The sequence below is a fragment of the Streptomyces sp. NPDC048523 genome (assembly GCF_043199815.1).
In the GTDB taxonomy this organism is placed as follows: Bacteria; Actinomycetota; Actinomycetes; order Streptomycetales; family Streptomycetaceae; genus Streptomyces.
Genome location: NZ_JBICWQ010000001.1, coordinates 1074804 through 1098769 on the forward strand (window position 1 = coordinate 1074804; position 23966 = coordinate 1098769).

General features: G+C 70.6%; 19 protein-coding genes and 1 riboswitch. Of the genes, 3 read left to right on the top strand and 16 right to left on the bottom strand.

Annotated features, from left to right (window positions below):
- The 3 genes from ACGFWE_RS04925 to ACGFWE_RS04935 form a co-directional block, all read right to left on the bottom strand.
- Nucleotides 1-435 (bottom strand): roadblock/LC7 domain-containing protein, encoded by a 435-nt coding sequence (locus ACGFWE_RS04925; RefSeq protein ID WP_393597906.1) that lies wholly within the window; start codon nucleotides 433-435, stop codon nucleotides 1-3.
- A gap of 68 nt (nucleotides 436-503) precedes the next feature.
- Nucleotides 504-3227: an ATP-binding protein gene (locus ACGFWE_RS04930; RefSeq protein ID WP_393597907.1), complete on the bottom strand. Its 2724-nt coding sequence runs from the start codon at nucleotides 3225-3227 to the stop codon at nucleotides 504-506.
- An 861-nt stretch (nucleotides 3228-4088) separates the two neighbouring features.
- Entirely contained in the window at nucleotides 4089-5276 is a 1188-nt protein-coding gene (locus ACGFWE_RS04935; protein ID WP_393597908.1) for an MBL fold metallo-hydrolase, read from the bottom strand.
- A gap of 176 nt (nucleotides 5277-5452) precedes the next feature.
- On the opposite strand from ACGFWE_RS04935, the gene ACGFWE_RS04940 reads away from it, so the two are divergent.
- Nucleotides 5453-6631, top strand: coding sequence for a Glu/Leu/Phe/Val dehydrogenase dimerization domain-containing protein (locus tag ACGFWE_RS04940; protein ID WP_393597909.1), 1179 nt, complete (start codon nucleotides 5453-5455; stop codon nucleotides 6629-6631).
- A 48-nt stretch (nucleotides 6632-6679) separates the two neighbouring features.
- Entirely contained in the window at nucleotides 6680-7288 is a 609-nt protein-coding gene (locus ACGFWE_RS04945) for a TetR/AcrR family transcriptional regulator (RefSeq protein ID WP_393597911.1), read from the top strand.
- Nucleotides 7289-7424: 136 nt separating this feature from the next.
- Here the strand turns inward: ACGFWE_RS04945 and ACGFWE_RS04950 are convergent, their stop codons facing one another.
- From ACGFWE_RS04950 to ACGFWE_RS04965, 4 genes are all read right to left on the bottom strand, one after another.
- Complete coding sequence (locus tag ACGFWE_RS04950; RefSeq protein ID WP_352382485.1) at nucleotides 7425-8210, bottom strand: SGNH/GDSL hydrolase family protein; 786 nt, start codon at nucleotides 8208-8210, stop codon at nucleotides 7425-7427.
- Nucleotides 8211-8352: 142 nt separating this feature from the next.
- A complete protein-coding gene (locus ACGFWE_RS04955) occupies nucleotides 8353-9072 on the bottom strand; it encodes a DUF6250 domain-containing protein (protein WP_393597913.1) in 720 nt (239 codons plus the stop codon).
- A 246-nt stretch (nucleotides 9073-9318) separates the two neighbouring features.
- Nucleotides 9319-10233, bottom strand: coding sequence for a peptidoglycan DD-metalloendopeptidase family protein (locus ACGFWE_RS04960; RefSeq protein WP_393597915.1), 915 nt, complete (start codon nucleotides 10231-10233; stop codon nucleotides 9319-9321).
- A gap of 4 nt (nucleotides 10234-10237) precedes the next feature.
- Nucleotides 10238-10399: riboswitch (cyclic di-AMP (ydaO/yuaA leader) on the bottom strand.
- A 306-nt stretch (nucleotides 10400-10705) separates the two neighbouring features.
- Entirely contained in the window at nucleotides 10706-12781 is a 2076-nt protein-coding gene (locus ACGFWE_RS04965) for an alpha-galactosidase (protein ID WP_352380689.1), read from the bottom strand.
- A 208-nt stretch (nucleotides 12782-12989) separates the two neighbouring features.
- On the opposite strand from ACGFWE_RS04965, the gene ACGFWE_RS04970 reads away from it, so the two are divergent.
- Nucleotides 12990-13787 carry a tyrosine-protein phosphatase gene (locus ACGFWE_RS04970; RefSeq protein ID WP_393597917.1) on the top strand — a complete coding sequence of 266 codons (798 nt, stop codon included), beginning with the start codon at nucleotides 12990-12992 and terminating at the stop codon, nucleotides 13785-13787.
- A gap of 16 nt (nucleotides 13788-13803) precedes the next feature.
- Here ACGFWE_RS04970 and ACGFWE_RS04975 read toward each other — a convergent pair whose 3' ends face one another.
- The 9 genes from ACGFWE_RS04975 to ACGFWE_RS05015 all read right to left on the bottom strand — a co-directional run bounded on the left by ACGFWE_RS04975 (nucleotide 13804) and on the right by ACGFWE_RS05015 (nucleotide 23919).
- On the bottom strand, nucleotides 13804-13926 hold the full coding sequence (locus ACGFWE_RS04975) for a DUF6126 family protein (RefSeq protein ID WP_352380693.1): 123 nt from the start codon (nucleotides 13924-13926) through the stop codon (nucleotides 13804-13806).
- A complete protein-coding gene (locus ACGFWE_RS04980; protein WP_352380695.1) occupies nucleotides 13923-14528 on the bottom strand; it encodes an XRE family transcriptional regulator in 606 nt (201 codons plus the stop codon). Before ACGFWE_RS04980 ends, ACGFWE_RS04975 begins: the two co-directional genes overlap by 4 nt.
- Nucleotides 14529-14602: 74 nt before the next feature.
- Nucleotides 14603-15988 (bottom strand): aspartate aminotransferase family protein, encoded by a 1386-nt coding sequence (locus ACGFWE_RS04985; protein WP_393597920.1) that lies wholly within the window; start codon nucleotides 15986-15988, stop codon nucleotides 14603-14605.
- Nucleotides 15985-17883, bottom strand: a complete 1899-nt coding sequence (dxs, locus tag ACGFWE_RS04990) for a 1-deoxy-D-xylulose-5-phosphate synthase (RefSeq protein ID WP_393597922.1) — start codon at nucleotides 17881-17883, stop codon at nucleotides 15985-15987. The genes ACGFWE_RS04985 and dxs overlap by 4 nt, the downstream gene beginning before the upstream one ends.
- Before the next feature lie 27 nt (nucleotides 17884-17910).
- Nucleotides 17911-19068 carry a flavodoxin-dependent (E)-4-hydroxy-3-methylbut-2-enyl-diphosphate synthase gene (ispG, locus tag ACGFWE_RS04995; RefSeq protein WP_352380700.1) on the bottom strand — a complete coding sequence of 386 codons (1158 nt, stop codon included), beginning with the start codon at nucleotides 19066-19068 and terminating at the stop codon, nucleotides 17911-17913.
- A gap of 4 nt (nucleotides 19069-19072) precedes the next feature.
- Complete coding sequence (gene hpnH, locus ACGFWE_RS05000; RefSeq protein WP_352380702.1) at nucleotides 19073-20095, bottom strand: adenosyl-hopene transferase HpnH; 1023 nt, start codon at nucleotides 20093-20095, stop codon at nucleotides 19073-19075.
- Between the two features lie 5 nt (nucleotides 20096-20100).
- On the bottom strand, nucleotides 20101-20742 hold the full coding sequence (locus ACGFWE_RS05005; RefSeq protein WP_352380704.1) for a 1-hydroxy-2-methyl-2-butenyl 4-diphosphate reductase: 642 nt from the start codon (nucleotides 20740-20742) through the stop codon (nucleotides 20101-20103).
- Nucleotides 20742-22733 (bottom strand): squalene--hopene cyclase, encoded by a 1992-nt coding sequence (gene shc, locus ACGFWE_RS05010; protein WP_352380706.1) that lies wholly within the window; start codon nucleotides 22731-22733, stop codon nucleotides 20742-20744. Before shc ends, ACGFWE_RS05005 begins: the two co-directional genes overlap by 1 nt.
- 121 nt (nucleotides 22734-22854) lie before the next feature.
- Nucleotides 22855-23919: a polyprenyl synthetase family protein gene (locus ACGFWE_RS05015; RefSeq protein ID WP_352382487.1), complete on the bottom strand. Its 1065-nt coding sequence runs from the start codon at nucleotides 23917-23919 to the stop codon at nucleotides 22855-22857.
- Nucleotides 23920-23966 lie beyond the last annotated feature (47 nt).

Genomic DNA, 23966 nt, shown 5'->3' on the forward strand with positions numbered 1-23966 from the left:
TCAAGGCCTCATCGCCGAGGATTCGACGGCGTGCTGCCGGGGCGCGGTCACCAGGTAGGGGCGCACGCTCTTGACGAGCATCGCCATCTCGTAGCCGAGCACGGCGGCGTCGGCCTCTCGTTCTGCCAGGACGGCGAGACAGGTGCCGGAGCCGGCGGTGGTCACGAACAGCAGCGTCGAGTCGAGTTCGACGACGACCTGGCGGACGTCTCCGCCGTCGCCGAAGCGGACGCCCGCGCTGCGGCCGAGGGAGTAGAGGCCGGAGGCCAGGGCCGCCATGTGGTCGGCGCTGTCCACGTCGAGGCCGTGGACCGACTTCACGAGCCCGTCGCAGGACAGCAGGACCGCGCTGCTGGTGTGCGGCACGCGCTGCACGAGGCCGCTCATCAGCCAGTCGAGATCGGATACATGGCCGGTCGGCGCTTCGCTCGCCATGGTGGATCGACTCCTTGAGGTACGAAGGTCTGCGGGAGCGCTGGGGGGTGGGGTGAACGCGGGGGTGGTCATCCGGCGGGTGCGCTCCCGTCGTGCCGGTGGGTGGTGCGGTCGGGATCGAGGCCGTGCGCCTCGGCTATGTGGGGCCGCTCCATGGGGGTTACGTCGAGGGTGGCGGCGTCGGTCGTGTGTGTGGCGTCCGTGTGGCTCGCATCCAGGTCGATGTCGCTGTTGCTGTTGCTGTCGAAGTCGAAGGAGGCGGATGGGTCGGGGGACGGAGCGGGGCGGGACATGGGCGCCGCGGACACCGCCCTGGGGCGGCCCGTGGTGTATGCCGATTCCATGTGTCCCGCCTCCGTACGCGGCGACGGCAAGGGCAAGGGCGTGGTCGCTTCACCGCGCTCCGGCTCCACGTGTTGCTGGGCCTCGGCGAGGTTGATCCCGCGTTGGAAGGCCGCCATCAGCCCCGGGTCGTGGCCGGCGATGTACTCGGCGTCCTGCCGTGGTGCCGGTCCGCCGCGCAGTTGGGGTGCGATGTGCTCCTGGGCGCGGCGGCGGGGCAGTTGGGGCTTGCCCATGGTGCCGCGCACGGTCCCGGTACGCGGGGTGGGCGGCGCGGCGATGTGCTCCGCGACCAGCCGCCGGTCGTCGGGCCTGATCCCGGGCACGGCCTCGGCAGGGGTGGGCCGCGCCCCGCGGGCCCCACGCACGGGCAGCGGTGCGGGACGCCCCGAGGGCGCTCCCTCCGGCCCGCTCGCACGACCGGGCTGCCGATCGGCCCCCGCTCCGTTGCCACGGGCCGGGGACCCGCCCCCGCCGGGCACGGCCCCGCCTGCGAGATGCCCGTGCCCACCGTCGCCCGGAACACCCCCGCCACCACTGGGTACGGCCGAGCCACCACTCGGAGAGGGCCCACTGCCACGCGCCAGGGAGTCGCCAACAGGCACTTGCCCACCGTCACCCGGGGCTCGCGAGGCACCGTCCAAGAAGGCTCCGCCCCCACTCGCCAGGGCGTCGGCACCGGACGTTTGCCCACCGCCAACCGGAACCCCCGAGGAACCGTCCGGAAACGCTCCGGCGCCACCCGCCAGGGCCTCGCCGCCGGGCACCTGTCCGCCGCCGCCCGGCAAGCGCCCGCCCTCATGCGGAACGCTTCCACCGCTGGCCGGTGTCCCCGAGCCGTTCAAGAACGGCCCGCTGCCACTCGGCAGGGGATCGCTGCCACCAGGCCCACGCCCCCCACCGCTCGACACGGCCGCGCCGCGATCCGGCGCAGCCCCTTCGCCGACCGGTACGCCTCCGCCGCCACCCGGCGCGCGATCACTCCCGTTCGGCCCGCGACCACTCCCGTTCGGTCCGGGCCCACGGCCGTTCCGCCCATGCCCGACGACCTGCGGAACCGCCGCGCCACTCTCCGCCGTCGGCGTCGCACCACCGTTGAGACCGGGACGCGGCTCCGCGGGCGCTCCCCGGTGCCGTGGCTCGTGCCAGGCGCGCGGATGACCCGGACCCTGCCGCGATACGACCGCCCCCGCGCCCCCGCCCGTCCCCGCCGCTTCCGGCTGCTGCGCACCGATCGCCCCCGGCGCCGAACCCAGCAACGCCTGCGGCACGACGAGGACGGCCTGGACGCCGCCGTAGATATTGGTCTGGAGCCGGACATGGATCCCGTGCCGCTTCGCGAGCTGCGAGACCACGAACAGCCCGATGCGCCCGTCCGCCAGAAGACTTGCGACATTGACCTGGTCCGGATCCGCCAACAGGGCGTTCATGCGGTGCTGTTCGGCGACCGGCATGCCGAGCCCGCGGTCCTCCACCTCGACGGCGAGCCCGGAGGTCACGAGGTTGGCGCGCAGCAGCACTTGGGTGTGCGGCGCCGAGAACACCGTGGCGTTCTCCACCAGTTCGGCGAGCAGATGGATGACGTCGGCGACGGCATGCCCGCGCAGTGTGCCGTCGATCGGCGGCACGAGTTTCACCCGCGAGTACTGCTCGACCTCGGCGATGGCGGAGCGCAGCACCTCGGTCATGGAGACGGGGTTGCTCCACTGCCGACGCGAGACGGCACCGCCGAGGACGGCGAGGTTCTCGGCGTGCCGGCGGATCCGGGTGGCGAGGTGATCGACGTGGAAGAGCCCCTTGAGCAGGTCGGGGTCCTCGATCTCGTTCTCCAGCTCGTCGAGGATCGAGATCTCGCGGTGCACCAGCGACTGAAGCCGCCGCGCGAGGTTGACGAAGACCTCCAGCTTCTGTTCGCTGCCGGCCTGGCTGGAGAGCTGGGCGGCCTGGACGACGGCGGTGACCGCCCCGTCGTGGGCGCGGTCCAGGTCGGCGGCGAGCAGTTCGAGGTCGTCGGCGTCGTCGGGCGGACCGTTGCGCGGGCTGAGGCCCGGCGGAATCTCGCCGCGGCGCAGCCCCTCGACCAGCGCCCGCAGGTCGGCTTCGCGGCGCGCGCTGCTGCGGCGCAGCGCGCCGACGCGGTCGCCCACCGTCTTTGCGGCGCGGTCGGCCGCGACGGCGGCGATGAGGATCCCCGCGAGGGCCACCGAGACCGTGCCGGCCAGGACAGCCCACAGGATGAGGTTGGGATGCGCCCCGGTGGAACGGACGGTGAACAGGACGGCCGCGCAGCCGCTGAGGGCGACCGCGATCGGCGGGAGCACGGCCAGCCGCAGCAGTTGTGGCCGTATGTGCGTCTCAGGCAGCGAGGGGGTGGGGCGGGCGACCGGCCGCCCGTGCCGCCCGCTCTCGCGGCGGTCTGCGCGTGCGGCAGGTGCACGGAGGTGAGACATCGGTGTCCTTGTACTGGTCCGTCGGTCCTGTTGGCCGGAGGGATCCGGGCCTGCCGGCCCGGATCGGCGGGCTGCGGCGCGTGCCCCCACGGGCGTCGGGGCGGGTCGCCGGGCGGCTCGCGCGGCATGGTCGTCGGTCACCGGCGCGTCGCCTCCCTCCTCCCCGCACCTCGGCTGAGCGCCGTGGGCATGCGTCATGGCGTACCGGTCGAGAGAACCGAAGACTTCAACCCCTCGTTGCCCGGTGGACACTCACAGTAGTCGCCAAGGCATCATGTGCGAGCGGCAGTTGACAAACTGCCCCGGGCAGCATCCCGCTCTGGTATGAGGTTTCGCACGACAGACCGACAAGCTGATCGGTCGAGCACTCTCGAACGAGTGAATACCGATCAGCCCTGGTCAGAACCGTTCACACACGACCGGCGAGCACTCCAGCCGTACGCGAGCCTCGGTCGTCGCCGCGGCCCGTTCCTCGGGCGCGACGGACTCACCGCACCCTCCCGGACCCTTGGCCCGAACCTTCCGGACCGTCACTGACCGTGTCGGTCGGCCGCGACGCCGGGCCGCTTCGTCCCCGAGCCACGGCGTGGGCATCCCCCGCGCCGGCCGTTGGTCTTGCCGAGGATGTCCGGCGCCACCTGCTACTCCAGTTACCGCCTTCTCGACGGGCCCCGCCGAGGCCGCACGCTGCCGCCCCGTCACCGACCTCGATGCCGGGGTCCGGACCGTACTGCCTGCCCCAGTAGAGATGTTCACCGCGCCACGCCGCACCGCGAAGACGGGGAGACCTGCCCGGACCGTCGCGACAGCAGGGCCACGGCACCCACCCTGGGGCAGCCAAGACCCGCCCCCAACCTCACGTCACCGCTCAGCCACCGGCTCCCGCTCCGGCTCCCGCTCCCCCGAAGCCGCGGGCAGCTCGGCCCACCCCCCGGCCGGCGCCCTCGCCACCCGCCGCCACCAAGGATCGGCCACCGGTACCGCCCCCGGCTCGAACGGCTCCCCCGGCCGAGGCGTGGCCATGACCACCCCGGCCTTGTGGGACAGCAGCATGGTCCGCTCCGCAGGCTCCGCCCAGGGATGCGTCGCGAGGTTGAACGTGCCCCAGTGGATCGGCAGCAGCACGCCTTCCGCCGCGTCCCCGCCCTGCAGATCCAGATGGGACCGCACCGCTTCGTCGGGTGTCATGTGGATGTCCGGCCAGAATTCCGAGTAGGCGCCGAGCTGGATCATCGTGGCGTCGAAGGGCCCGAAGGCCGCGCCGATGTCATTGAATCCGTCGAAGTACCCGGTGTCGCCGCTGTGGTAGACCCGGTGCTCCCCACTGGAGACGACCCAGGACGCCCACAGCGTGTGCTGGGTGTTCCGCAGCCCCCGTCCGCAGAAGTGCCGGGCCGGGGTGGCCGTCAGCGTCAGTCCGGCGACCTGGGTCGACTCGTGCCAGTCCAGCTCACGCAGCCGGTCCGCGGACACTCCCCAGTGCTCGAGGTGGGCCCCCACCCCGAGCGGCACCGCGAAGACGGTGTCGGTCCCGGCCAGTTCCTTGATCGTGGGCATGTCCAGGTGGTCGTAGTGGTCGTGGGAGATGACGACCACGTCGACCGGCCCGAGCGCGGCCAGCGGCAGCGGCACGGGGTGCAGCCGCTTGGGCCCGGCGACGGGGAGCGGGGAGCAGCGCTCACCCCACACGGGGTCGAACAGCACCCGCCGCCCGTCGATCTCGGCGAGCACGCTGGAGTGCCCCATCCAGGTAAGGCGCAGCCCGGTGGCCGGGGGCTTGGAGAGGTCGGCGAGCGTCGTGGCGTGTACCGGGATCCGGCCTTCGGGAGCCCGCTGCCGGCGGCCGTCGCTGTCGAAGAAGGCCTTGGCGAGGTCGATCGCCGAAGCGTCGGGACGGGTCCGGGCCGTACCGCCGGGGTTCTGGAAGACACCGTTCTCGAAGTGGGGGGATCTACGGATGCGCGCCATGCGCTCACCGCTCGGGTCCGCGCCGAAGGCCGCGGGCTGCAGCGCGCGGAGCCCGGAGCTCAGGGGACGGAAGCCGGTCACGGTACCTCCATGTGGAGTCGCTGAGGCACCCATTATGGTCCGCCCCTCTGACAGCGCCGGGGTCTGCCCGGTCACACGGACAAGGACGCCGTGGAGGCGGATCACGTTGACAGGGCGTACCCGGATACCAATACTGACCCCCCGTTCAGTAGCAGCCTGCCCACCCCGGAGCCCGCGTGACCACCCCCTTGCTGTCGCTCACCTGGACCGACCACGTCACCGGCCGCCAGGGCTTCCTGGTCGTCGACCGGCTGGTGCGGGGTGTCGCCAGCGGCGGCCTGCGGATGCGCCCGGGCTGCACGCTGGACGAGGTCGCCGGGCTCGCTCGCGGCATGACCATGAAGGAGGCCCTGCACTACGACCCCGCGGCGCGGTACGTCCCGCTGGGCGGGGCGAAGGGCGGCATCGACTGCGACCCCCGGGACCCGGAGGCGTACGGGCTGCTCGTGCGCTACCTGCGCGCCATGCGGCCGTACGTCGAAAGCTGCTGGACGACCGGGGAGGACCTCGGTCTCAGCCAGGACCTGGTGGACCGGGCGGCCGCGGAGGCCGGTCTCGTCTCCTCGATCCAGGCGGTCTATCCACTGCTCGACGACGAGGCCGCGGCCCGGCGCCGGCTCGCGGACGCGTTCGCCGTGGAGGTGGACGGCATCGGGCTCGACGAGCTGGCGGGCGGCTGCGGGGTGGCCGAGTCGGCGCTCGCGGCCCTGGACGCGGCCGGAGTGCCGTACGCGGGCACGCGTGTGGCCGTACAGGGGCTCGGCACCATGGGCGGGGCCACGGCCCGCTTCCTCACGCGCGCGGGGCTGACGGTCGTGGCCGTCGCCGACATCAAGGGCACGATCTTCAACCCGGAAGGGCTCGACGTCGAGGCGCTGCTGGCCGCCCGGGACGCCTACGGCACCGTGGACCGCTCCGCCCTGCGCCCCGCCGACCGCGAACTGCCCGGCGATGCCTGGCTGTCGCTCGACGCCGAGGTGCTCGTGCCCGCGGCCGTCTCGTACGCGATCGACAGCGGGAACCAGGAGCGGATCAGGGCGTGTTGGATCGTCGAGGCGGCCAACATGCCCGTCCTGCCCGCGGCGGAGGCTCTGCTGGCCGCGCGCGGGGTGACCGTCCTGCCGGACGTCGTGGTCAACTCCGGGACCAATGCCTGGTGGTGGTGGACCCTGTTCGGCGACATCGGCGCGGATCCGGACGAGGCCTTCGCGCACATTCGACGTTCGATGCGCGCTCTGGCCGGGCAGTTGCTGGCGCGTGCGGAGGCGGACGGCACCTCACCGCGCGCCGCCGCGCACGCACTGGTCGCGGACCGGCTGCCGGTGATCGCGGAGCGGTTCGGCTGGTACCGCTGACCTGGCCCGACAGGCGAGGACCCGCAGGGGGACGGCTAGGGTGATCCCGTGGCGAGAGTGCGGTTGACAGTGGCGGAGCGGCGCGAGGAGCTGCTGCGGGCCGCCATCGAGCAGATCGAGGCTCGGGGCGTGGCGGCCGTCAGGATCGCCGACGTGGCCTCGGCGCTCGGGGTGAGCAACGCCCTGGTGCTCTATCACTTCTCCACGAAGGAGAAGCTGGTCGCCGCCGCGTTCACCTACGCCGCCGAGGACGACCTGGCCCATCTGCGCAAGCTTCTCGGCCGCCGCACGAGCGCCCTGCGCCGGCTCCGGTCGGCCGTGCGCTGGTACGCCCCGACGGGCCAGGCCAAGGGCTGGCGGCTGTGGATCGAGGGCTGGGCGGTGGCCCTGCGTGAGCCGACGCTCCAGGAGGTCACCCGTGACCTGGACAGACGCTGGAAGGCGGCGCTCACGGAGGTGATCGCCGAGGGCGTGGCCGCGGGCGAGTTCTCCTGCCCGGACCCGGAAGCCACCGCTCTGCGCCTCACCGCCCTCCTGGACGGTCTGGCCGTCCAACTGACGTCCTACGCGGGCGCGGTGGCCAGGTCCCGGGCCCAGGAGTGGGTGGACGAGGCCCTGGCACGGGAACTCGGCCTGGACGGCACGAGGTCCGGGTAGCGGCGATACGCGGGCCGGCGCCCAGGTGGAGGGCCTCACGAAGGCCAGGCGAAGGGCCTCACGAAGGCCAGGTGGAGGGCCTCACGGCGGCCGCCGGGCGAGATCCGCCCCGCCCGGCACCGGTCTCGCACACGACTCAGGCCACCGGAGCGATCCGGCTCTTGATGTCATCCGGCGACAGCACGCCCTTGGCCGTCACGTGGTCCCCGGAGGACTCGCCGCGCAGCCGACGCCCGATCCACGGCACCAGGAACTCCCGGGCCCAGTGCACATCGTCCCGCCGCACGTCCAGCGGCCCGCGCGGGGGAAGCGGCGGCCAGGGCTGGTCGGGATCCGCCGGCACCTCCAGTCCCAGCACCTGTCCCGCACGGAGCGCCACGCGCGTGTGCCCCTCAGGGGAGAGGTGCAGCCGGTCGCCGTCCCAGGCCCGCCGGTCCTGGATGGTCTTCAGGGACCACAGGTCGAGCACCGGGCACCCGTACCGGTCGGCGACGGCCCGCACATGTCCGTTGTACGTGGCGATCTTGCCGCGCAGATGCTTGAGCACGGGCACACCACGGGTGTCGAAGCCGGTCGTCACCATGACCGTGCCGCACGCCTGGGTGAGCCGGGCCACGGCCCGCTCGAAGCGTTCGGCGACCTCGTCGGGGTCGGTACCGGGCCGGAGGATGTCGTTGCCGCCGGCGCAGAACGACACCAGGTCCGGTGCCAGTTCGACGGCCTGCGGAAGCTGGTCCTCGACGATCTGGTCGAGGAGCTTCCCGCGTACGGCGAGATTGCTGTACCTGAAGTCGCCCTCGGGCCGCCGGTCCGCGAGAAGCACCGCGAACCGGTCGGCCCAGCCGACGAATGCCCCGTCGGGGCCGAGGTCGCCGACGCCCTCGGTGAAGCTGTCCCCCACCGCCACGTACGACCCGATCACTGAGCTGCTGTCGTTCTTCGAATCGTCTGCCACAGCCGTTCATGATTCACCTTCGAATGTGACCTACGCGACCGTAAGAAGGACTTGACGGTCGGTGAGATAAGCCACTCCTAAAGTGTTGGCCAAACCAGGAATAGGCATCTCATGAGGAATGTTGACGCTGCGACCGCCACACCCTGAAGTCACTGATCCGGAAGTGGCTCCAGGTGGTCCGGAACGCGAAGTGCCCATGCGTGTACGGCTGCGGGTCGGTGTAGTCGAAGACCAGCCGCCCGTTGTTCCACCACTGCACGGTGGAGCCGTCGGAGACGATCCGCACCCGGTTCGGCTCGTTCGCGACCAGCAGCGGCTCGGTGTAGTCGTGGACCAGGGGCCGTACCCCGGATTCTCCGACGTAACGGCGCAGCCGCGTCGTGGTGTTGTAGTTGGCGCCGTAGCCCGAGTAGTACGTCTTCAGGTAGTCGTACTCCGCGAGCGCCCCGCCCCGGTGGGTGGCGAAGAGGTCGTGGGGAGACCGGACGTCGACCGCGTTCCAGAAGTTGTTCAGGTCGGACACCCGGTCGTTGACCCCGCCCGCGGACACGGGTGTGGCGGTGTACTCCAGGACGTACGGCCCTTCGAGCGGCTGCCTGAACCAGATCGTCGCACCGGCCGGCACATCGACCTCCAGGACCCCGCGCCGCGCGGTGACCGTGCCGCCCTGCTCCAGTTCGACGGCCCAGCGGCCGAGGCCGTGGCGGAAGTCGTCGTGAGCGATGAGGCGGCGGTGTCGGGGCGAGGCGCTCGCGGTGACCGCGGGGGCGAGGGCGGCCAGGGCGGCGCCGGCGGCGAGGGCCCCGAAGGCTCTGCGCGTGGTCGTCATGACGGACGGTTCCTTCCGTGAAGGGACGAGGACCCTAGGGACGAGGACCCTAGGGACGAGGACCCTGAAGAGACGAGGATCCCAGAAAGCGCTTACTCGGCTGGAGAGTTCACTGTGCCGCGCCCTTCCTCCCCCTGTCGACGCCCCGAGCGCATCCGCCACAAGAACGCAACGAAGTGATCATGAGGAAACACCGAAGGCCGGACCCGGGGATCGGGGTCCGGCCTTCAGTGGCACAGGGGGGCGTCAGCCGACGGCGACACCCTTCGAGCGGAGGTAGGCGACGGGGTCCACGTCGGAGCCGTAGTCCGGCGTGGTGCGGATCTCGAAGTGCAGGTGCGGGCCGGTGACGTTGCCGGTCGCGCCGGAGAGGCCGATCTGCTGGCCCTCGGTCACGGTCTGGCCGGCCGAGACGGAGAGCTGGGACAGGTGGGCGTACTGCGCGTAGTAGCCGTCGTTCAGCTTGATGACGACCTGGTTGCCGTAGGCGCCGCCCCAGCCCGCGGAGACGACCGTGCCCGCGGCCACGGCCTTGAGCGAGGTGCCGGTCGGGACGACGAAGTCGACGCCGGTGTGGTAGCCGCTGGACCACATGCTGCCCGCCACGCGGTAGCCGGTGCCGATCGTGGCGCCGGTGACCGGAAGGGTGTAGCCGCTGGAGCTGGTGGCGGCGGAGCTCTGGGTGGCGGCCGTCGAGTTCGCGGAGGACTTCTTCGACTCGGCCTTCTCGGTCTTCGCCGAGGACGAAGAGGAAGACTGGGTCTTCGTCGTGCTCGCCTTGACCTTCTTGCCGATCGAGAGCTTCAGACCGGGGTGGATCAGCGACGGGTCGTCTCCGATCGCCGAACGGTTGTCGGCGTACAGCTTCTTCCAACCACCGCTGACGTTCTGCTCATCGGCGATCTTCGAGAGATAGTCGCCGACGCGCACCGAATAGGTGCGCACCGTAGAGGTCTTCTTCGCGGCCGCCTTTTCGGCGGACTTCTGCGTGACCGGAAGCGACTGAACGGCCTTTTCCGGCACGGACTGGGGAGTGGCGGCGTGCGCGCCGGTGGCCCCTATGAGCGGGAGGGCGAGCGCGGCGCCCCCGGTTCCGGCGACGGCGATCGAGCGGGTGAAGCGCTGAGACTTCGGACGGCGGTGCTTACCCTTCGCGGGCATGACGAATTCCTCTCCGGCGCCTGCGAGGTGAGCTGTCGGGTGCGGGCTGGAGATGCCCGGACGCGCCTGGACGCGCCTTAACCCCAAGCCGTTCCGGAGACCGGAACAGGCGGTTCTACCTGTGGGTCCCCCGCTCCTGCCTTGCACGGGTGGGTGAGTGTGGGGAATCCGCTCGGCGGCAGGATTGGGCGTCCGACCGGATCGGGGGTGAACGTAAGCGAGCAAGACGCAAAGGGACAAGTGAAGGGTTCCCTGTGCCTGCGTTCCTGTTGATCCCGTATGAGAATTACCGGTCACCCTGCGTGAATCGGACGCCCTTCACCCGACCCGAATCCCCTTGAGAAACCTGCGAATTACGTGAACATGACGGGCGACACACCGTCACGAATATGACGCTGCTCACGTCACGAATTCACAGGAACCCTCAAGCCGAAAGGAGTTGGGAGAGAACCTGCCAATTCGGGCACAAGCCCTAGATGCGACGCAGTCGGATAACCGTCGCATCGAGGTCACCGCGCACACCGGTACGGAGTCCGTGATGAAGCAATACGCCCCCTCGGTGTACTTCGCCCGTTTCGAGGCATTCGTACGACGCTGTCGGGTCGAGCCCGCGCAGCCGCAGCGAGGGCGCGGGCTCACCGTACTTCTGCGCCTGCAGCCAGGCGAGGACGACGGCCTCGTCCCCGAGGACGTACTGCACCGCGCTCAGCCCGCCCTGCGGAGGCCGCAGCCGGTACAGGTCGCCGCGCTGCACCACCGGCCGGATCTCCTTGTAGAGACCCACCCACCGAGCGGCTTCGGCGAGCTCCTCCTCGGTCCACTCCGCGAGGTCCCCGCCGACCCCCAGAACCCCGGCCATCGCGCTGACGAACCGGAACCGCAGCGAGCTCACCCGGTCGTTGAGCTGGGTGTTGGGACTGTCGGTCACCCACGCGGCCATCACACGCGCGGGATGGATCTGGCTGAAGCCGTGCTGGATGGCGAGCCGGTCGAGCGGGTCGGTGTTGTCCGAGGTCCACACCTGGTCGGTGCGGCTGAGCACCCCGAGGTCGATCCGGCCGCCACCCCCCGAGCAGGACTCGAAGGCCACGCCCGGGTGGGCCTCCCGCAACCGGTCCAAGAGGGCGTAGAAGCCGCGCACATGGTCCACCCACAGGCGCTGCGGGTAGGACTCACCGGGCCAGCCCGCGTCCGTGAAGCAGCGGTTGAAGTCCCACTTCACATAGTCGATCGGGGCCGAGGAGAGGAGAGCGTCGAGCCGCTCCCACAGGTACTCCTGGACGTCCTCGCGCGCGAGGTTCAGTACGAGCTGGTTGCGGAGCTCCGTCCGCTTCCGTCCCGGTTGGTACTGCACCCAGTCCGGGTGGGCGCGGTACAGCTCGCTGTCCGGGTTGACCATCTCCGGCTCGACCCAGATGCCGAACTGCATGCCGAGCGTGCGCACGTAGTCGGCGAGCGGCTTGAGGCCGGCGGGGAAGCGGTCGGGGTTGGGCGTCCAGTCGCCGAGCCCGGCCCGGTCGCTGGTGCGGGCACCGAACCAGCCGTCGTCGACCACGAACAGCTCTACGCCCATCGCCGCGGCCCGTCGCGCCAGGGTGCGCTGCTGCTCCTCGGAGATGTCGAAGTTCGTGGCCTCCCAGGAGTTGAACAGTACGGGTCGGTCCTGGTCCGCGTGCGGGATGACGTGGGCCCGCTGGTAGGCGTGCCAGGTGCGGCTCGCGCCGCCGAAGCCGCCGTCGCTCCAGAGTCCGGCGAAGACGGGCGTCGTGAAGGACTCCCCGGCCGCCAGCAGGAGCAGACCCGAGTCGTCGTATCCGGCGCCGCCGGTGATCTGCACGCGCGCGTCGGGCAGTTGCGCCACGGCGATCCGCCAGGACCCCGACCAGCCGAGGGCGACGCCGTAGACCTCGCCGTGCTCCTCGGTGGCTTCGGTGTCGAGGGCGACCCACGGCAGGTGCTGGTGCCCGGTGTGGCCGCGGCGGCTGCCGATGACCTTCTCGCCGTAGGTGAGGGGGGTCCGGGTGAGCAGGGACTCGGCGGCCCAGCGGCCGTGCAGCTGGGACAGCCGCCAGCCGTCCTCGCGGTCCGGCAGGGTCCAGGTGGCGGAGTCGGCGCGCAGCAGCTCGACCGGGTCCTGCCCCTGGTTGTCCAGGATCACCCAGCGCTCCAGGACGTCGTCACGCATCCGGTAGTGCAGCGTGATGGCCAGACCGCCGTCGCGGAACCGCAGCCGCAGCTCGTCGCCCTCGGTGTCGTACGCCTCGAAGCTCCACTCGGTGCCGCGCCGCTCGTCGGTGCGCACGGACAGGGCGGGGCGGGTGAAGCGGGGGCCGCCCTCGACGGGGTACTCCTCGCGTCCGTCGAGCGGGGACTCGAAGGGCCAGTACTCGGGCAGCGGACGGACGGCGAGGGCTTCGGCGTCGGCCCGGGTGATCCTCGGACCCCAGTGCAGGTGCAGCAGCTCGTCCTCGGCGGTGAGGTGCAGGGCGTAACTGCTGGCCGGCCCGGACAGAATCCACGTACGGCCGTTCTCGGCGATCTCCAGCATGGCGCTTCCTCACAGATTCGAACAGGTGCCAACAGGTGCACTCAGGCACCAACATCATCAGCGGGCACCGGCCCTGGTGGCAACGGCTGTGGACAAGTCGTTGCCGGCCCTGTGGACAACTCATTGCCCCAGGAATCCATGTCGTATCGTCGAGAGCGTGCCTCCGCCGGCGAGCCGCGCCGGCGGAACCTGGCTGGGAGGACCCCCCGTGACGCAGCAGATCCCGTCGACCGAACCCGAGCTGGCAGGTGTGCGCAACTTCCGCGACGTGGGCGGGCTGCCGACGGCGGACGGGCGGCGGGTGCGGTACGGGGTGCTGTTCCGCAGCGGCCATCTCGCGCACGCGACGGAGGACGACGCGGCCTTCCTGTCCTCGCTCGGCCTGCACACGATCTTCGACTTCCGCAACGCGGCGGACCAGAAGCTGGAGGGCCCCGACGTCGACCTGCCGGGCGTCACCAATGTGAACCTGCCGCTGAGCGACCCCGCGGAGGGCACCTCGTTCTGGAAGATGGTCCGCGACGGCGACATAGAGCAGCTGCGTGAGCTCCTCGGTGACGGCAAGGCCGCGGAGCGCATGACCAACTCCTACCGCACGATGATCAAGGAGCGCACCGCCCAGCACTCCCAGGTGCTGCACTCCCTCGCCGAGGACAGCGTGCCCGCCCTCATGCACTGCGCGGCCGGCAAGGACCGCGCGGGTCTGGCCGTCGCCGTGACCCTGCTCGCCCTGGGCGTGGAGCGTGAGGCGATCATCGCCGACTACCTGGAGTCGAACGCCAAGCACCGCCGCTACAAGGTGCGGCGCACCAGCACCTCCGCCGACGCCTACTCCCCCGAGGTCATGGAGCTGCTCAGCCCCTTGTTCGAGGCACGCGCCGAGTATCTGACGGCGGCCTTCGCGACCATCGAGGAGACGTGGGGCGGCGTCGAGGCGTATCTGGAAAAGGGCCTCGGCCTGACCCCCGAGATCCGTGAGCGGCTGCGGGAGCGTCTGCTCGACTGAGCTGCGCGTAGGGCCGCTACTGCCCGGCTCCCACCTCGAAGAGCAGGAAGACGAAGGCCGCGAAGATGTGGCCGACCGCGAGATAGATGATGAGGCGCACCCACAGGGCGCGGGGGAACTTCTCTTCCATGTCGCTCATGGCGTCTCTCCGGGGGTGGGGCCCAGGCACAGCGTGGCCGTGGGACTCTGCAGCAGGGTGTGGACGAACAGGAGCTCGACGCCGTCGGGGTCCTCGGCGGCGATGCGGTGCGGGGTCAGCGAGTCGAAGTGCGCGCTGTCGCCCGGGCCGAGCCGGTGCGTGGTGTCCGCGAGACGGAGCCTGAGCCGCCCCTTGAGGACGTACAGCCATTCCTCGCCGGGGTGCACGCGCACGATGTCGCCCTGGGAGCCGTGTGGCACCCGCACGCGCAGGGCCTGCATCCCGCGGCCGGCCGCACCCGCCTGGACGTAGGTCCAGCCGCCCGCCACGGTCGGTTCCATGTCGGCGGCGCGCACCACGGCGTCCCGGTCGGCGGCCGTCTCGCCGAGCAGTTCCGAGACGGTCGTACCGTAGATACGGGCCAGCGCGAGCAGCATCGGCAGCGAAGGCTGGCGCTGTCCGGTCTCCAGCCGGGAGAGATGGGCGGGCGACAGGCCCGCGGCACCGGCCGCGGCCTCCAGGGTGAGGGAGGCCCGACGGCGCAGCGCGCGAAGCTGGGGAGCCACCGAGGGCAGCTCCCTGAAGGCTTCCGAGGAGGTCATGCCTCCATTGAGCCGGAGCCTTGCCTCTGCGGCAAATTTCTTGCCTCAGAGGCAAAGACCGTCCGAGCGGGCCGTTACCGGTGGGCCACCGCCTGCTTCACCAGCGTCCTGCCGAAGTCCCACATCAGCCCGCCGCCGCTGTGCGCGTCGTCCATGACGTCCGTGAAGGCGTCGACGAACCGGTCCACTTCCTTCTCCCCGACGACGAGCGGCGGGATGAGCTTGATGACCTCCAGGTGGTCGCCGGAGACCTGGGTGAGGATCCGGTGCCGCTGGAGGAGGGGGACGACCACCATCTGCGCGAAGAGGCCCTTGCGGGCGGCCTGGAGCATGGTCCAGCGGCTGCGCAGCTTCAGCGACTTCGGTCTGCCGAACTCGATGCCGATCATCAGGCCCCGGCCTCGCACATCGGCAAGCAGTTCGTACTTGTCGACCAGGGCCGCGAGCCGGGACCTGAGCAGGTCACCGGTGGCGCGGGCGTTCGCGACGATCTGCTCGTTCTCCATGACCGACAGGACGGCGAGCCCGGCCGCCATCGCCTGGGCGTTGGAGCCGAAGCTCGCCGAGTGCACCAGCACCCGGTCCATCGACGAGTAGACCTTCTTGAAGATCCAGTCCTTGCCGAGGGTGGCGCCGACCGGGACATAGCCACCGGAGAGCGCCTTGGCCACGCACACCAGGTCGGGCTCGACCCCGTCCTCGTGCTGGTAGGCGTAGAAGTCCCCGGTCCGGCCGAGCCCGGTCTGCACCTCGTCGGCGATGAGCAGCGCCTTGTGCCGGCGCAGCAGTTCCTGCGCGGCGCGCAGATAGCCGGGCGGCGCCTCGTGCACCCCCTTGCCCTGGATCGGCTCGACGACCAGGGCGGCGACATCGCCCTTCTTCAACTCCCCTGCCAGGGCGTCGAGATCGCCGAGGGGTACGGCGGTGTCGGGCAGCAGGGGCGCGAACCCGTCCCGGAAGCCGTCCTCGCCGTTGACCGACAGCGAGCCCGTGGTCAGCCCGTGGAAGGCGTGGTCGCAGTACAGGACACGGGGCTTCCCGGTCGCGTACCGGGCGAACTTCAGCGCGGTCTCGACCGCCTCGGTGCCGCTGTTGCCGAAGAACACCCGGTCCAGGTGCGGGCTGTGGGTGAGCAGCTTCTCCGCCAGCAGCCCGGGCAGTGGCTGGCAGTCGAAGCGGGTGAGGTCGGCGAGCCGGGCGTCGAGGACGTCGTGCAGTGCCTTCCGGACGACGGGGTGGTGGCGTCCCAGGCCCATCACGCCGAACCCGGCGAGCATGTCCAGGTAGTCGTTGCCGTCCGCGTCCCAGAAGTAGGCACCCTCGCCGCGCTCGTAGACCTTGTCGAAGCCGATGGTGTGCAGCATGCGCGGGAGCTGGTGGTTCAGGTACCTGGTGTGCAGCTCGTAGCGTTCGGCTCCGCGCTCGGCCAGGAGTCTGCCGAGGTCGAACTCCGTGCTCATTCAGCCTTCTCCTTGACGTCGGCCTGTGCCTTCACGGCCAGGCTCGCGCTGATCCGTCCCGCCACCTCGACCGGCGTCAGGCCGATGTCGGCGAGTACCTCGCCCCGTTTGGCGTGCGCGAGGAACTGTTCCGGGATCCCGAACCGCCGTACGGGCACGTCGACGTCGGCGTCACCGAGCGCCAGCGCGACCGCCGCTCCCACCCCGGCGGCCCGGCTGTTGTCCTCGACCACGGCCACCAGCCGGTGTTCTGCCGCGAGGCCCGGCAGCGCCGGGTCGACGGGCTTGACCCAACGCGGGTCCACGACCGTGCAGGTGATGCCCCGCGCTTCCAGCAGGTCGGCGGCCTGGAGGCAGACGGGCGCCATCACGCCGACGGCGACGAGAAGCACCTCGGGCCGCTCCCCGCGGTGGAGTACGTCCATGCCGCCCACGTGGTCCACAGCCGGGACCACGGGTCCCACCGACTCCTTCGGGAACCGCACCAGGGTCGGCGCGTCGTCCACGGCGACCGCCTCCCGCAGCTGCGCCCGCAGCTGGTCGGCGTCGCGGGGAGCGGCGATCCGCAGTCCGGGCACGACCTGGAGGATCGACATGTCCCACATGCCGTTGTGCGAGGCCCCGTCGACGCCCGTGACCCCGGCGCGGTCGAGGACGAACGTGACCCCGCACCGGTGCAGGGCGACGTCCATCAGGAGCTGGTCGAAGGCCCGGTTCAGGAAGGTGGCGTACACGGCGACGACCGGGTGCAGGCCCCCCGTCGCGAGACCGGCCGCGGAGACCGCCGCGTGCTGCTCGGCGATACCGACGTCCCACACCCGGTCCGGGAAACGCGCCGCGAACTTCCCGAGCCCCACGGGATGCAGCATGGCGGCCGTGATCGCCACGACGTCCTCGCGCTCCTCCCCGATCGCCACGATCTCGTCGCCGAACACCGAGGTCCAGGAAGGCCCGTTGGACGGGGCGAGCGGCTCGCAGGTGAGGGGGTCCATCACACCGACGGTGTGGAAGTGGTCCTCCTCATGAGCGAGGGCGGGCTCGTATCCGCGCCCCTTCTCGGTGAGGCAGTGGATCAGCACCGGCCCGTGGAAGCGCTTGGCGCGGCGCAGAGCGGACTCGACGGCCCCGATGTCATGTCCGTCGATGGGACCGACGTACTTCAGCCCGAGGTCCTCGAACATGCCCTGCGGCGCGAAGGCGTCCTTGAAGCCCTTCTTCGCGCCGTGCAGCGATTCGTACACTGTGTTGCCGACCAGGGGCGTCTTCAGGAGTACGTCCTTCCCCCAGGCCAGCACCTTCTCGTAGCCGTCGGTCGTGCGCAGGGTGGCCAGGTGGTTGGCGAGGCCGCCGATGGTCGGCGAGTACGACCGCTCGTTGTCGTTGACGACGATGATCAGCGGCCGGTCCTTGGCGGCCGCGATGTTGTTCAGCGCCTCCCAGGCCATGCCGCCGGTCAGGGCGCCGTCGCCTATGACCGCGACGACATGACCCTTCTCGCCCTGGACCTGACGGGCCTTGGCAAGTCCGTCGGCCCAGCCGAGCGCGGTGGAGGCGTGGCTGTTCTCGACGATGTCGTGCTCGGACTCCTCGCGCGAGGGGTAGCCGGACAGGCCGCCCTTGCCGCGCAGCTTGGAGAAGTCCTGACGCCCCGTCAGGATCTTGTGCACATAGCTCTGATGGCCGGTGTCCCACACGATGCGGTCGACCGGCGACTCGAAGACCCGGTGGAGCGCGATGGTCAGTTCCACCACCCCCAGGTTGGGCCCGAGGTGTCCGCCGGTCCTGGCGACCGCGTGCACCAGGAACTCCCTGATTTCCTCGGCCAGTTCACCGAGGTCCGATTCGGACAGCGCCTTCAGGTCGCGTGGTCCCCGGATGTTCTCCAGCATGGTCACGCTCGGGCCCCCTTCGGTCCGTGCTGTTCAACTCACGGTGACGGCCGGCTCCCCCGACGCGACGCCGTCCTGTTCCATCTGTTCGGCGATCTTCATCGCCTCCTCGATGAGGGTCTCCACGATCTTCGACTCCGGGACGGTCTTGACGACCTCGCCCTTGACGAAGATCTGCCCCTTGCCGTTGCCGGAGGCGACCCCCAGGTCGGCCTCCCGCGCCTCACCGGGACCGTTGACCACACACCCCATCACCGCGACCCGCAAAGGCACTTCCATTCCTTCCAGACCGGCCGTGACCTCGTCGGCCAGCTTGTACACGTCCACCTGCGCGCGCCCGCAGGACGGGCACGAGACGATCTCCAGGCGCCGCTGCCTGAGCCCGAGCGACTCCAGGATCTGGATGCCGACCTTGACCTCCTCGGCGGGCGGCGCGGACAGGGACACCCGGATGGTGTCGCCGATCCCCCTGGACAGCAGCGCCCCGAAGGCCACCGCCGACTTGATCGTCCCCTGGAAGGCCGGACCGGCCTCCGTGACCCCCAGGTGCAGCGGGTAGTCGCACTGCTCGGCGAGCTGCTGGTAGGCGGCCACCATCACCACGGGGTCGTTGTGCTTGACGGAGATCTTGATGTCCCGGAAGCCGTGCTCCTCGAACAACGAGGCTTCCCACAACGCCGATTCGACCAGCGCCTCCGGAGTCGCCTTCCCGTACTTCTGGAGCAGCCGGCGGTCCAGCGATCCGGCGTTGACCCCGATCCGGATCGGCGTGCCGTGGTCCTTGGCGGCCCGCGCGATCTCCTTGACCTTGTCGTCGAACTGCTTGATGTTGCCGGGATTGACGCGTACGGCCGCGCAGCCTGCCTCGATCGCCGCGAACACGTACTTGGGCTGGAAGTGGATGTCCGCGATCACCGGAATCTGCGACTTGCGGGCGATGGTCGCGAGGGCGTCCGCGTCGTCCTGCGTGGGACAGGCGACGCGGACGATCTGGCAGCCGGACGCGGTGAGTTCGGCGATCTGCTGGAGGGTGGCGCCGATGTCGGACGTACGGGTCGTCGTCATCGACTGCACCGACACCGGGGCCCCGCCCCCGACCGCCACCGGCCCGACCATGATCTGCCGCGACACACGCCGCTCGGCGATCGGCCGGACCGGTACCTCGGGGACGCCCAAGGAGATGGCGGTCATGGCACTACTCGCGGTTTCCGGAGACCGTCTCGCGCATGGCGCGCAGCGATTCCTTGAGCGAGCCCATGGTGGCGAGGACGGCGGTCGGCTCGTAGCCGCAGTGCGCCATGCAGTTGGCGCAGCGCGGGTCCTTGCCGCGGCCGTACTTGTCCCAGTCGGTCTCCTCGATGAGTTCGCGGTACGTCGGCACGTATCCGTCGCTCATCAGGTAGCAGGGCCGCTGCCAGCCGAACAGGGAGTAGTTCGGGATGGCCCAGGCCGTGCACGGGAAGTCGACCTTGCCCTCCAGGAAGTCCAGGAAGAGCGGGGAGTGGTTGAGCCGCCACTTCTTGCGGTTGCCGCCCGCGAAGGCCTTCTTGAACAGCTCACGGGTCTGCTCCACGCCCAGGAAGTGCTCCTGGTCGGGCGCCTTCTCGTAGGCGTAGGCGGGCGAGATCATCATCTCGTCGACCTTGAGGTCGTCGTTGAGGAAGTTCAGTACCTCGATGATGGTCTGCGGGGTGTCGGTGTTGAAGAAGGTCGAGTTGGTGGTGACCCGGAAGCCGCGCTTCTTGGCCTCCTTGATCGCCTCCACCGCCTCGTCGAACACACCCTCCTTGGCCACCGACTCGTCGTGCCGCTCGCGCAGCCCGTCGATGTGCACCGCGAAGGCGAAGTACGGCGAGGGCGTGAACTTGTCCATCTTCTTGCGCAGCAGCATGGCGTTGGTGCAGAGGAAGACGTACTTCTTCTTCGCCACCAACTGCCGCACGATCTCGTCGATCTGAGGATGCATCAGCGGCTCACCGCCGGCGATGGACACCATCGGCGCACCGGATTCCAGCACCGCTCCGACGGCCTGCGCCACCGGCATGCGCTGCTTCAGCACACCCGCCGGATGCTGGATCTTGCCGCAGCCCTCGCACTTCAGGTTGCATGCGAAGAGAGGTTCCAGCTCCACGATCAGCGGGAACTTCTCCCGCTTGCGGAGCTTTTGTTCGGCCAAGTATGTAGCGACCTTGATGGACTGGCGCAGCGGCATGGCCATCTGGCTCACCTCCTGGGGAGCAGCAAGGAACGGTGCCATTCGTAAAAAGCGGGAAGGACGGAACGAAGAACGCGGAAGGCTGATATTCCACCGCGTACCGTGCCGATCCGGACGAGTTCATGTTGTGGAGCGTCCACGACCACCCGGACGGCCGCAACCGGGCGCTCGCCCGTGCGCACGGCGCTCAGAAGTGTGGCCGCGGACTCCATGTCAACCGCGATCGCGCCGGTCGCGAGCAGCTGCGACCGCTCGTGACCACGGACGATGTGATCGGAGCCGGTGAGAGGTCCGGTGTGCACGGTACGTCCCGGCAGGGCCCGTACGAGCTCCTTGACGAGCAGGTCGGTCTCCAGACACGGAACGGTTCCGTCCGGATCCCGGGTCTCCTCGGCGACGACCAGGTCGCCGGGGTGCATCCCGGGGGCGAGGCCCGCACAGAACCCGGTGGCCAGTACGGCGGCCCCGGCGAGGGCGGGGTCGGCCAGGCGCCGGGTGACGGACCGCTGTGCCGCCTTGGGGCCCATGCCCGTCCGGAGCAGGGTGACCGGCCCGCCGGCCCCGCCGCGGTCCCCGGTGCGCAGGGCGAGGTGCTCGATGCCGAGGGCGCAGGCGATCAGCAGCGGGGCGGTGGCGGGCTGGGTGGTCATCAGAGGGCCTCGGTCCGGGAGAACGGTTCTCCGTGGACGTAACGGCCCAGGGCGGTGAGCGGGAAGACCTGCCGATAGAGGTGGTAGTTGATGGAGAAGTCCCAGGGGAAGCCGGTGCCGGTGAAGTAGGGCTCGTCCCAGGAGCCGTCCTCGCGCTGGGTGCTCGCGAGCCACTCGATGCCCCGCTCGACGGCCTTGGAGTCCCGCTCCCCCGCGGCCAGCAGCGCCATCAGGGCCCAGGCCGTCTGCGAGGCGGTGGAGGCGCCGCGGCCGCTCCACTCCTTGACGTACTTGTAGGAGCGCAGGTCCTCGCCCCAGCCGCCGTCGTCGTTCTGCACCTTCTCCAGCCAGGCCACCGCCCGCCGGATCGCCGGGTGCGAGACGGGCAGTCCGGCCGCCGTCAGCGCGGGCACCACCGACCCGGTGCCGTAGATGTAGTTGACGCCCCAGCGCCCGAACCACGAGCCGTCCGGCTCCTGTTCGGCCAGCAGCCACTCGATGCCGCGCCGGGTGCGCGGGTCGTGGGAGAGGCCCTCGATCGCGAGCATCTCCACCACGTGGGCGGTGACGTCGGCGGACGGCGGGTCGATGACCTCGCCGAAGTCGCAGAACGGCAGCCGGTTGGGGAAGGGGCTGGTGTTGTCGACGTCGAAGGCGCCCCAGCCACCGTTCTTCGACTGCATCCCGAGGTTCCAGCGCACCCCGCGCCCGATGGCCTTCTCCACCCGCTCGGGGTCGTGGTGTCTGACCCGGCGCAGGGCGAGGACGACCTCGGCGGTGTCGTCGATGTCGGGGTAGTTGTCGTTGTGGAACTCGAAGGCCCAGCCTCCCGGGGGGAGTTGGGGCCGCTTGACCGACCAGTCCCCGGGCCGCACGATCTCCTCGCCGAGCATCCAGTCCGCGGCCCTGACGAGCTGCGGATGGTCGGCCGGCACGCCGGCGTCGACGAGCGCGATGGTGGCGAGGCAGGTGTCCCAGACCGGCGACTGGCAGGCCTCGATCATCCGGGATCCGTCCTCGCGCCAGATGGCGAACCGGTCCAGGGACTCCAGCCCGGCCCGCATGACCGGGTGTTCCAGGTCGTAGCCGAGCAGGTGCAGGGCGATCACCGAGTAGACGGCCGGGGGCTGGATGCCGCCCCAGCAGCCGTCGTTCTCCTGCCGCTCGATGATCCAGCGGGCCGCGCTGTTCATGGCGGCTCTGCGGAGTCTGCGCGGGGCGACCTTGCGCAGCTGGTGCAGCGCCTTGTCCAGACGCTGGAAGGCGCCATCCCAACTGGCCACCGGGGCGAGGGGCTTGGCCGGGTTCGGGTCGGCCGGGTCGATGTGCAGCTCGTCGAGTGGGAAGGGCGCGGGCCGGACCGGGCGCTTCGCGGAGACGATCGTCAGCGGGACGATGGTCTGGCGGGCCCAGCAGCCGAAGTCGTAGATGTTGAGGGGGAACCACTTGGGGAAGTAGATGAGCTCCGGCGGGAGTTCGGGCAGGTCCTCCCACTTCCACCAGCCGAACAGGGCGAGCCAGATCCGGGTGAACACCCGGGCGGCGGCGATACCGCCCTGGGCGCGGATCCAGGCGGAGGCCCTCGCCATGTGCGGGGCGTCCGGGGCGTCGCCGTCCATGCGGAGGGCGACGTACGCCTCGATGGTGGTGGACAGTTCGCCGGGCCCGCCGTAGAAGCTCGCCCAGGTGCCGTCCTCGCGCTGCTCACCGCGGATGAACTGGGCGGCGGCGCGGGTGGTCGACTCGTCGCGGATACCGAGGAACTGACGGAGCAGCAGGTCCTCGGCGTCCATCGTGACGTTGGTCTCGAGGTCGCCCTTCCACCAGCCCTCGGCGTCCTGCCGGGCGAGCAGGTGGTCGGTGGCGCGCTGGACGGCACGCACGGCGGCTTCTTGTATCCCGGCCGCGACGGGAATGTCGAGGTGGGTTTCGCTGGCCGCGGCAGCGCGGGGCGGCAGGGCCCCGGTGCTTCCGTCGGTCGTCGCTGTCATGGCTTCCCCTTCGTGCAGTGTGCAATGTGGTGCTCTGCTGTGGGTCCGCCGTCGGCCGGTGCCTTTCCTTTCCTCGCAGCACCGGCCGGCGACTACGCGAGGGCTATTCGACCGATAGTGATCATCTCTTTCGTACGACGACGAAGTCGGCGAGCGCAGTGAACCGGTCCCGGACCCGGTCCGGCATGTCGACGGCGTTCAGGGCTTCGATGGCGATGGTGTGCTGACGGCGGGCCTCCGCGGCCGTCCACTCGCGGCCGCCCGCCTCCTCGATGAGGGCGGCGCGGGCCGCGAACTCCTCCTCGGAGAAGTTCTCGAAGTCGCTGCTCTTGGCGTCGGCGGCGAGGATCTCGCCGAGCCGCTCGGAGGCGGCACCGCCCGCCGCGAGCGCGGCCACGACCGGCAGTGACTTCTTGCGCTGGCGCAGGTCGCTCCAGGTCTGCTTGCCGGTGGAGACCGGGTCGCCCCAGATGCCGAGGAGGTCGTCGACGGCCTGGAAGGCGAGGCCGAGGTGGTAGCCGTACTTCTCCAGGGTGTCGGCAGTGCGGTCGTCCGCGCCGCCGAGCACGGCGCCGATGGAGCTGGCGCAGGCGAGCAGGGCGCCGGTCTTGTTGCCCTCCATCTCCAGGCACTCCTCGACGCTGACGCGGTCGCGGTGCTCGTAGGAGATGTCCTGGGCCTGGCCGTCGATCAGGGCGCGGGTGGCGGTGGTCAGCCGGCGGGTGGCGCGGCCGGCCTCGACGGTGCCGAGCTCCAGCAGCACCTCGTTGGCCAGGGCGAACAGTGCGTCGCCGACCAGGATGGCCTGCGCGGGGCCGTGCACCTTCCAGACGGTGTCGCGGTGGCGGCGCTGCTCGTCGCCGTCCATCAGGTCGTCGTGCAGCAGGGAGAAGTTGTGGACCAGTTCGACGGCGACCGCGCCGGGGATGCCGGTCTCCGGCGGGGCGCCGGTGACCTCGGCGGAGAGGACGGCGAGGGCGGGGCGCACGGCCTTGCCGCCGTCGCCGTCGGCGGGGTTGCCCTGGGCGTCGATCCAGCCGAAGTGGTAGGCGGAAACGGTGTCCATCGGAGATGCGAGACGGTCGACGGCCGCCTTCAGCACCGGAGTGGCCAGGGTCCGGCCGCGCTCCAGGAGCGCGGTCACGTCCACCGCGTTCCTCGCAGCGGTCGTCTCGGCCGGGGGCACAGTGGGCACAGTCTCTCCTCTTGTTGCGGTACCGGAGGTGCTGGGGC

Coding starts and splice junctions, on each gene's coding strand:
- ACGFWE_RS04925 (WP_393597906.1), bottom strand. CDS start 435: ATGGCGAGCGAAGCGCCGACCGGCCATGTATCCGATCTCGACTGGCTG.
- ACGFWE_RS04930 (WP_393597907.1), bottom strand. CDS start 3,227: ATGTCTCACCTCCGTGCACCTGCCGCACGCGCAGACCGCCGCGAGAGC.
- ACGFWE_RS04955 (WP_393597913.1), bottom strand. CDS start 9,072: ATGACGACCACGCGCAGAGCCTTCGGGGCCCTCGCCGCCGGCGCCGCC.
- ACGFWE_RS04960 (WP_393597915.1), bottom strand. CDS start 10,233: ATGCCCGCGAAGGGTAAGCACCGCCGTCCGAAGTCTCAGCGCTTCACC.
- ACGFWE_RS04965 (WP_352380689.1), bottom strand. CDS start 12,781: ATGCTGGAGATCGCCGAGAACGGCCGTACGTGGATTCTGTCCGGGCCG.
- ACGFWE_RS04975 (WP_352380693.1), bottom strand. CDS start 13,926: ATGAGCGACATGGAAGAGAAGTTCCCCCGCGCCCTGTGGGTGCGCCTC.
- ACGFWE_RS04980 (WP_352380695.1), bottom strand. CDS start 14,528: ATGACCTCCTCGGAAGCCTTCAGGGAGCTGCCCTCGGTGGCTCCCCAG.
- ACGFWE_RS04985 (WP_393597920.1), bottom strand. CDS start 15,988: ATGAGCACGGAGTTCGACCTCGGCAGACTCCTGGCCGAGCGCGGAGCC.
- ispG (WP_352380700.1), bottom strand. CDS start 19,068: ATGACCGCCATCTCCTTGGGCGTCCCCGAGGTACCGGTCCGGCCGATC.
- hpnH (WP_352380702.1), bottom strand. CDS start 20,095: ATGGCCATGCCGCTGCGCCAGTCCATCAAGGTCGCTACATACTTGGCC.
- ACGFWE_RS05005 (WP_352380704.1), bottom strand. CDS start 20,742: ATGACCACCCAGCCCGCCACCGCCCCGCTGCTGATCGCCTGCGCCCTC.
- shc (WP_352380706.1), bottom strand. CDS start 22,733: ATGACAGCGACGACCGACGGAAGCACCGGGGCCCTGCCGCCCCGCGCT.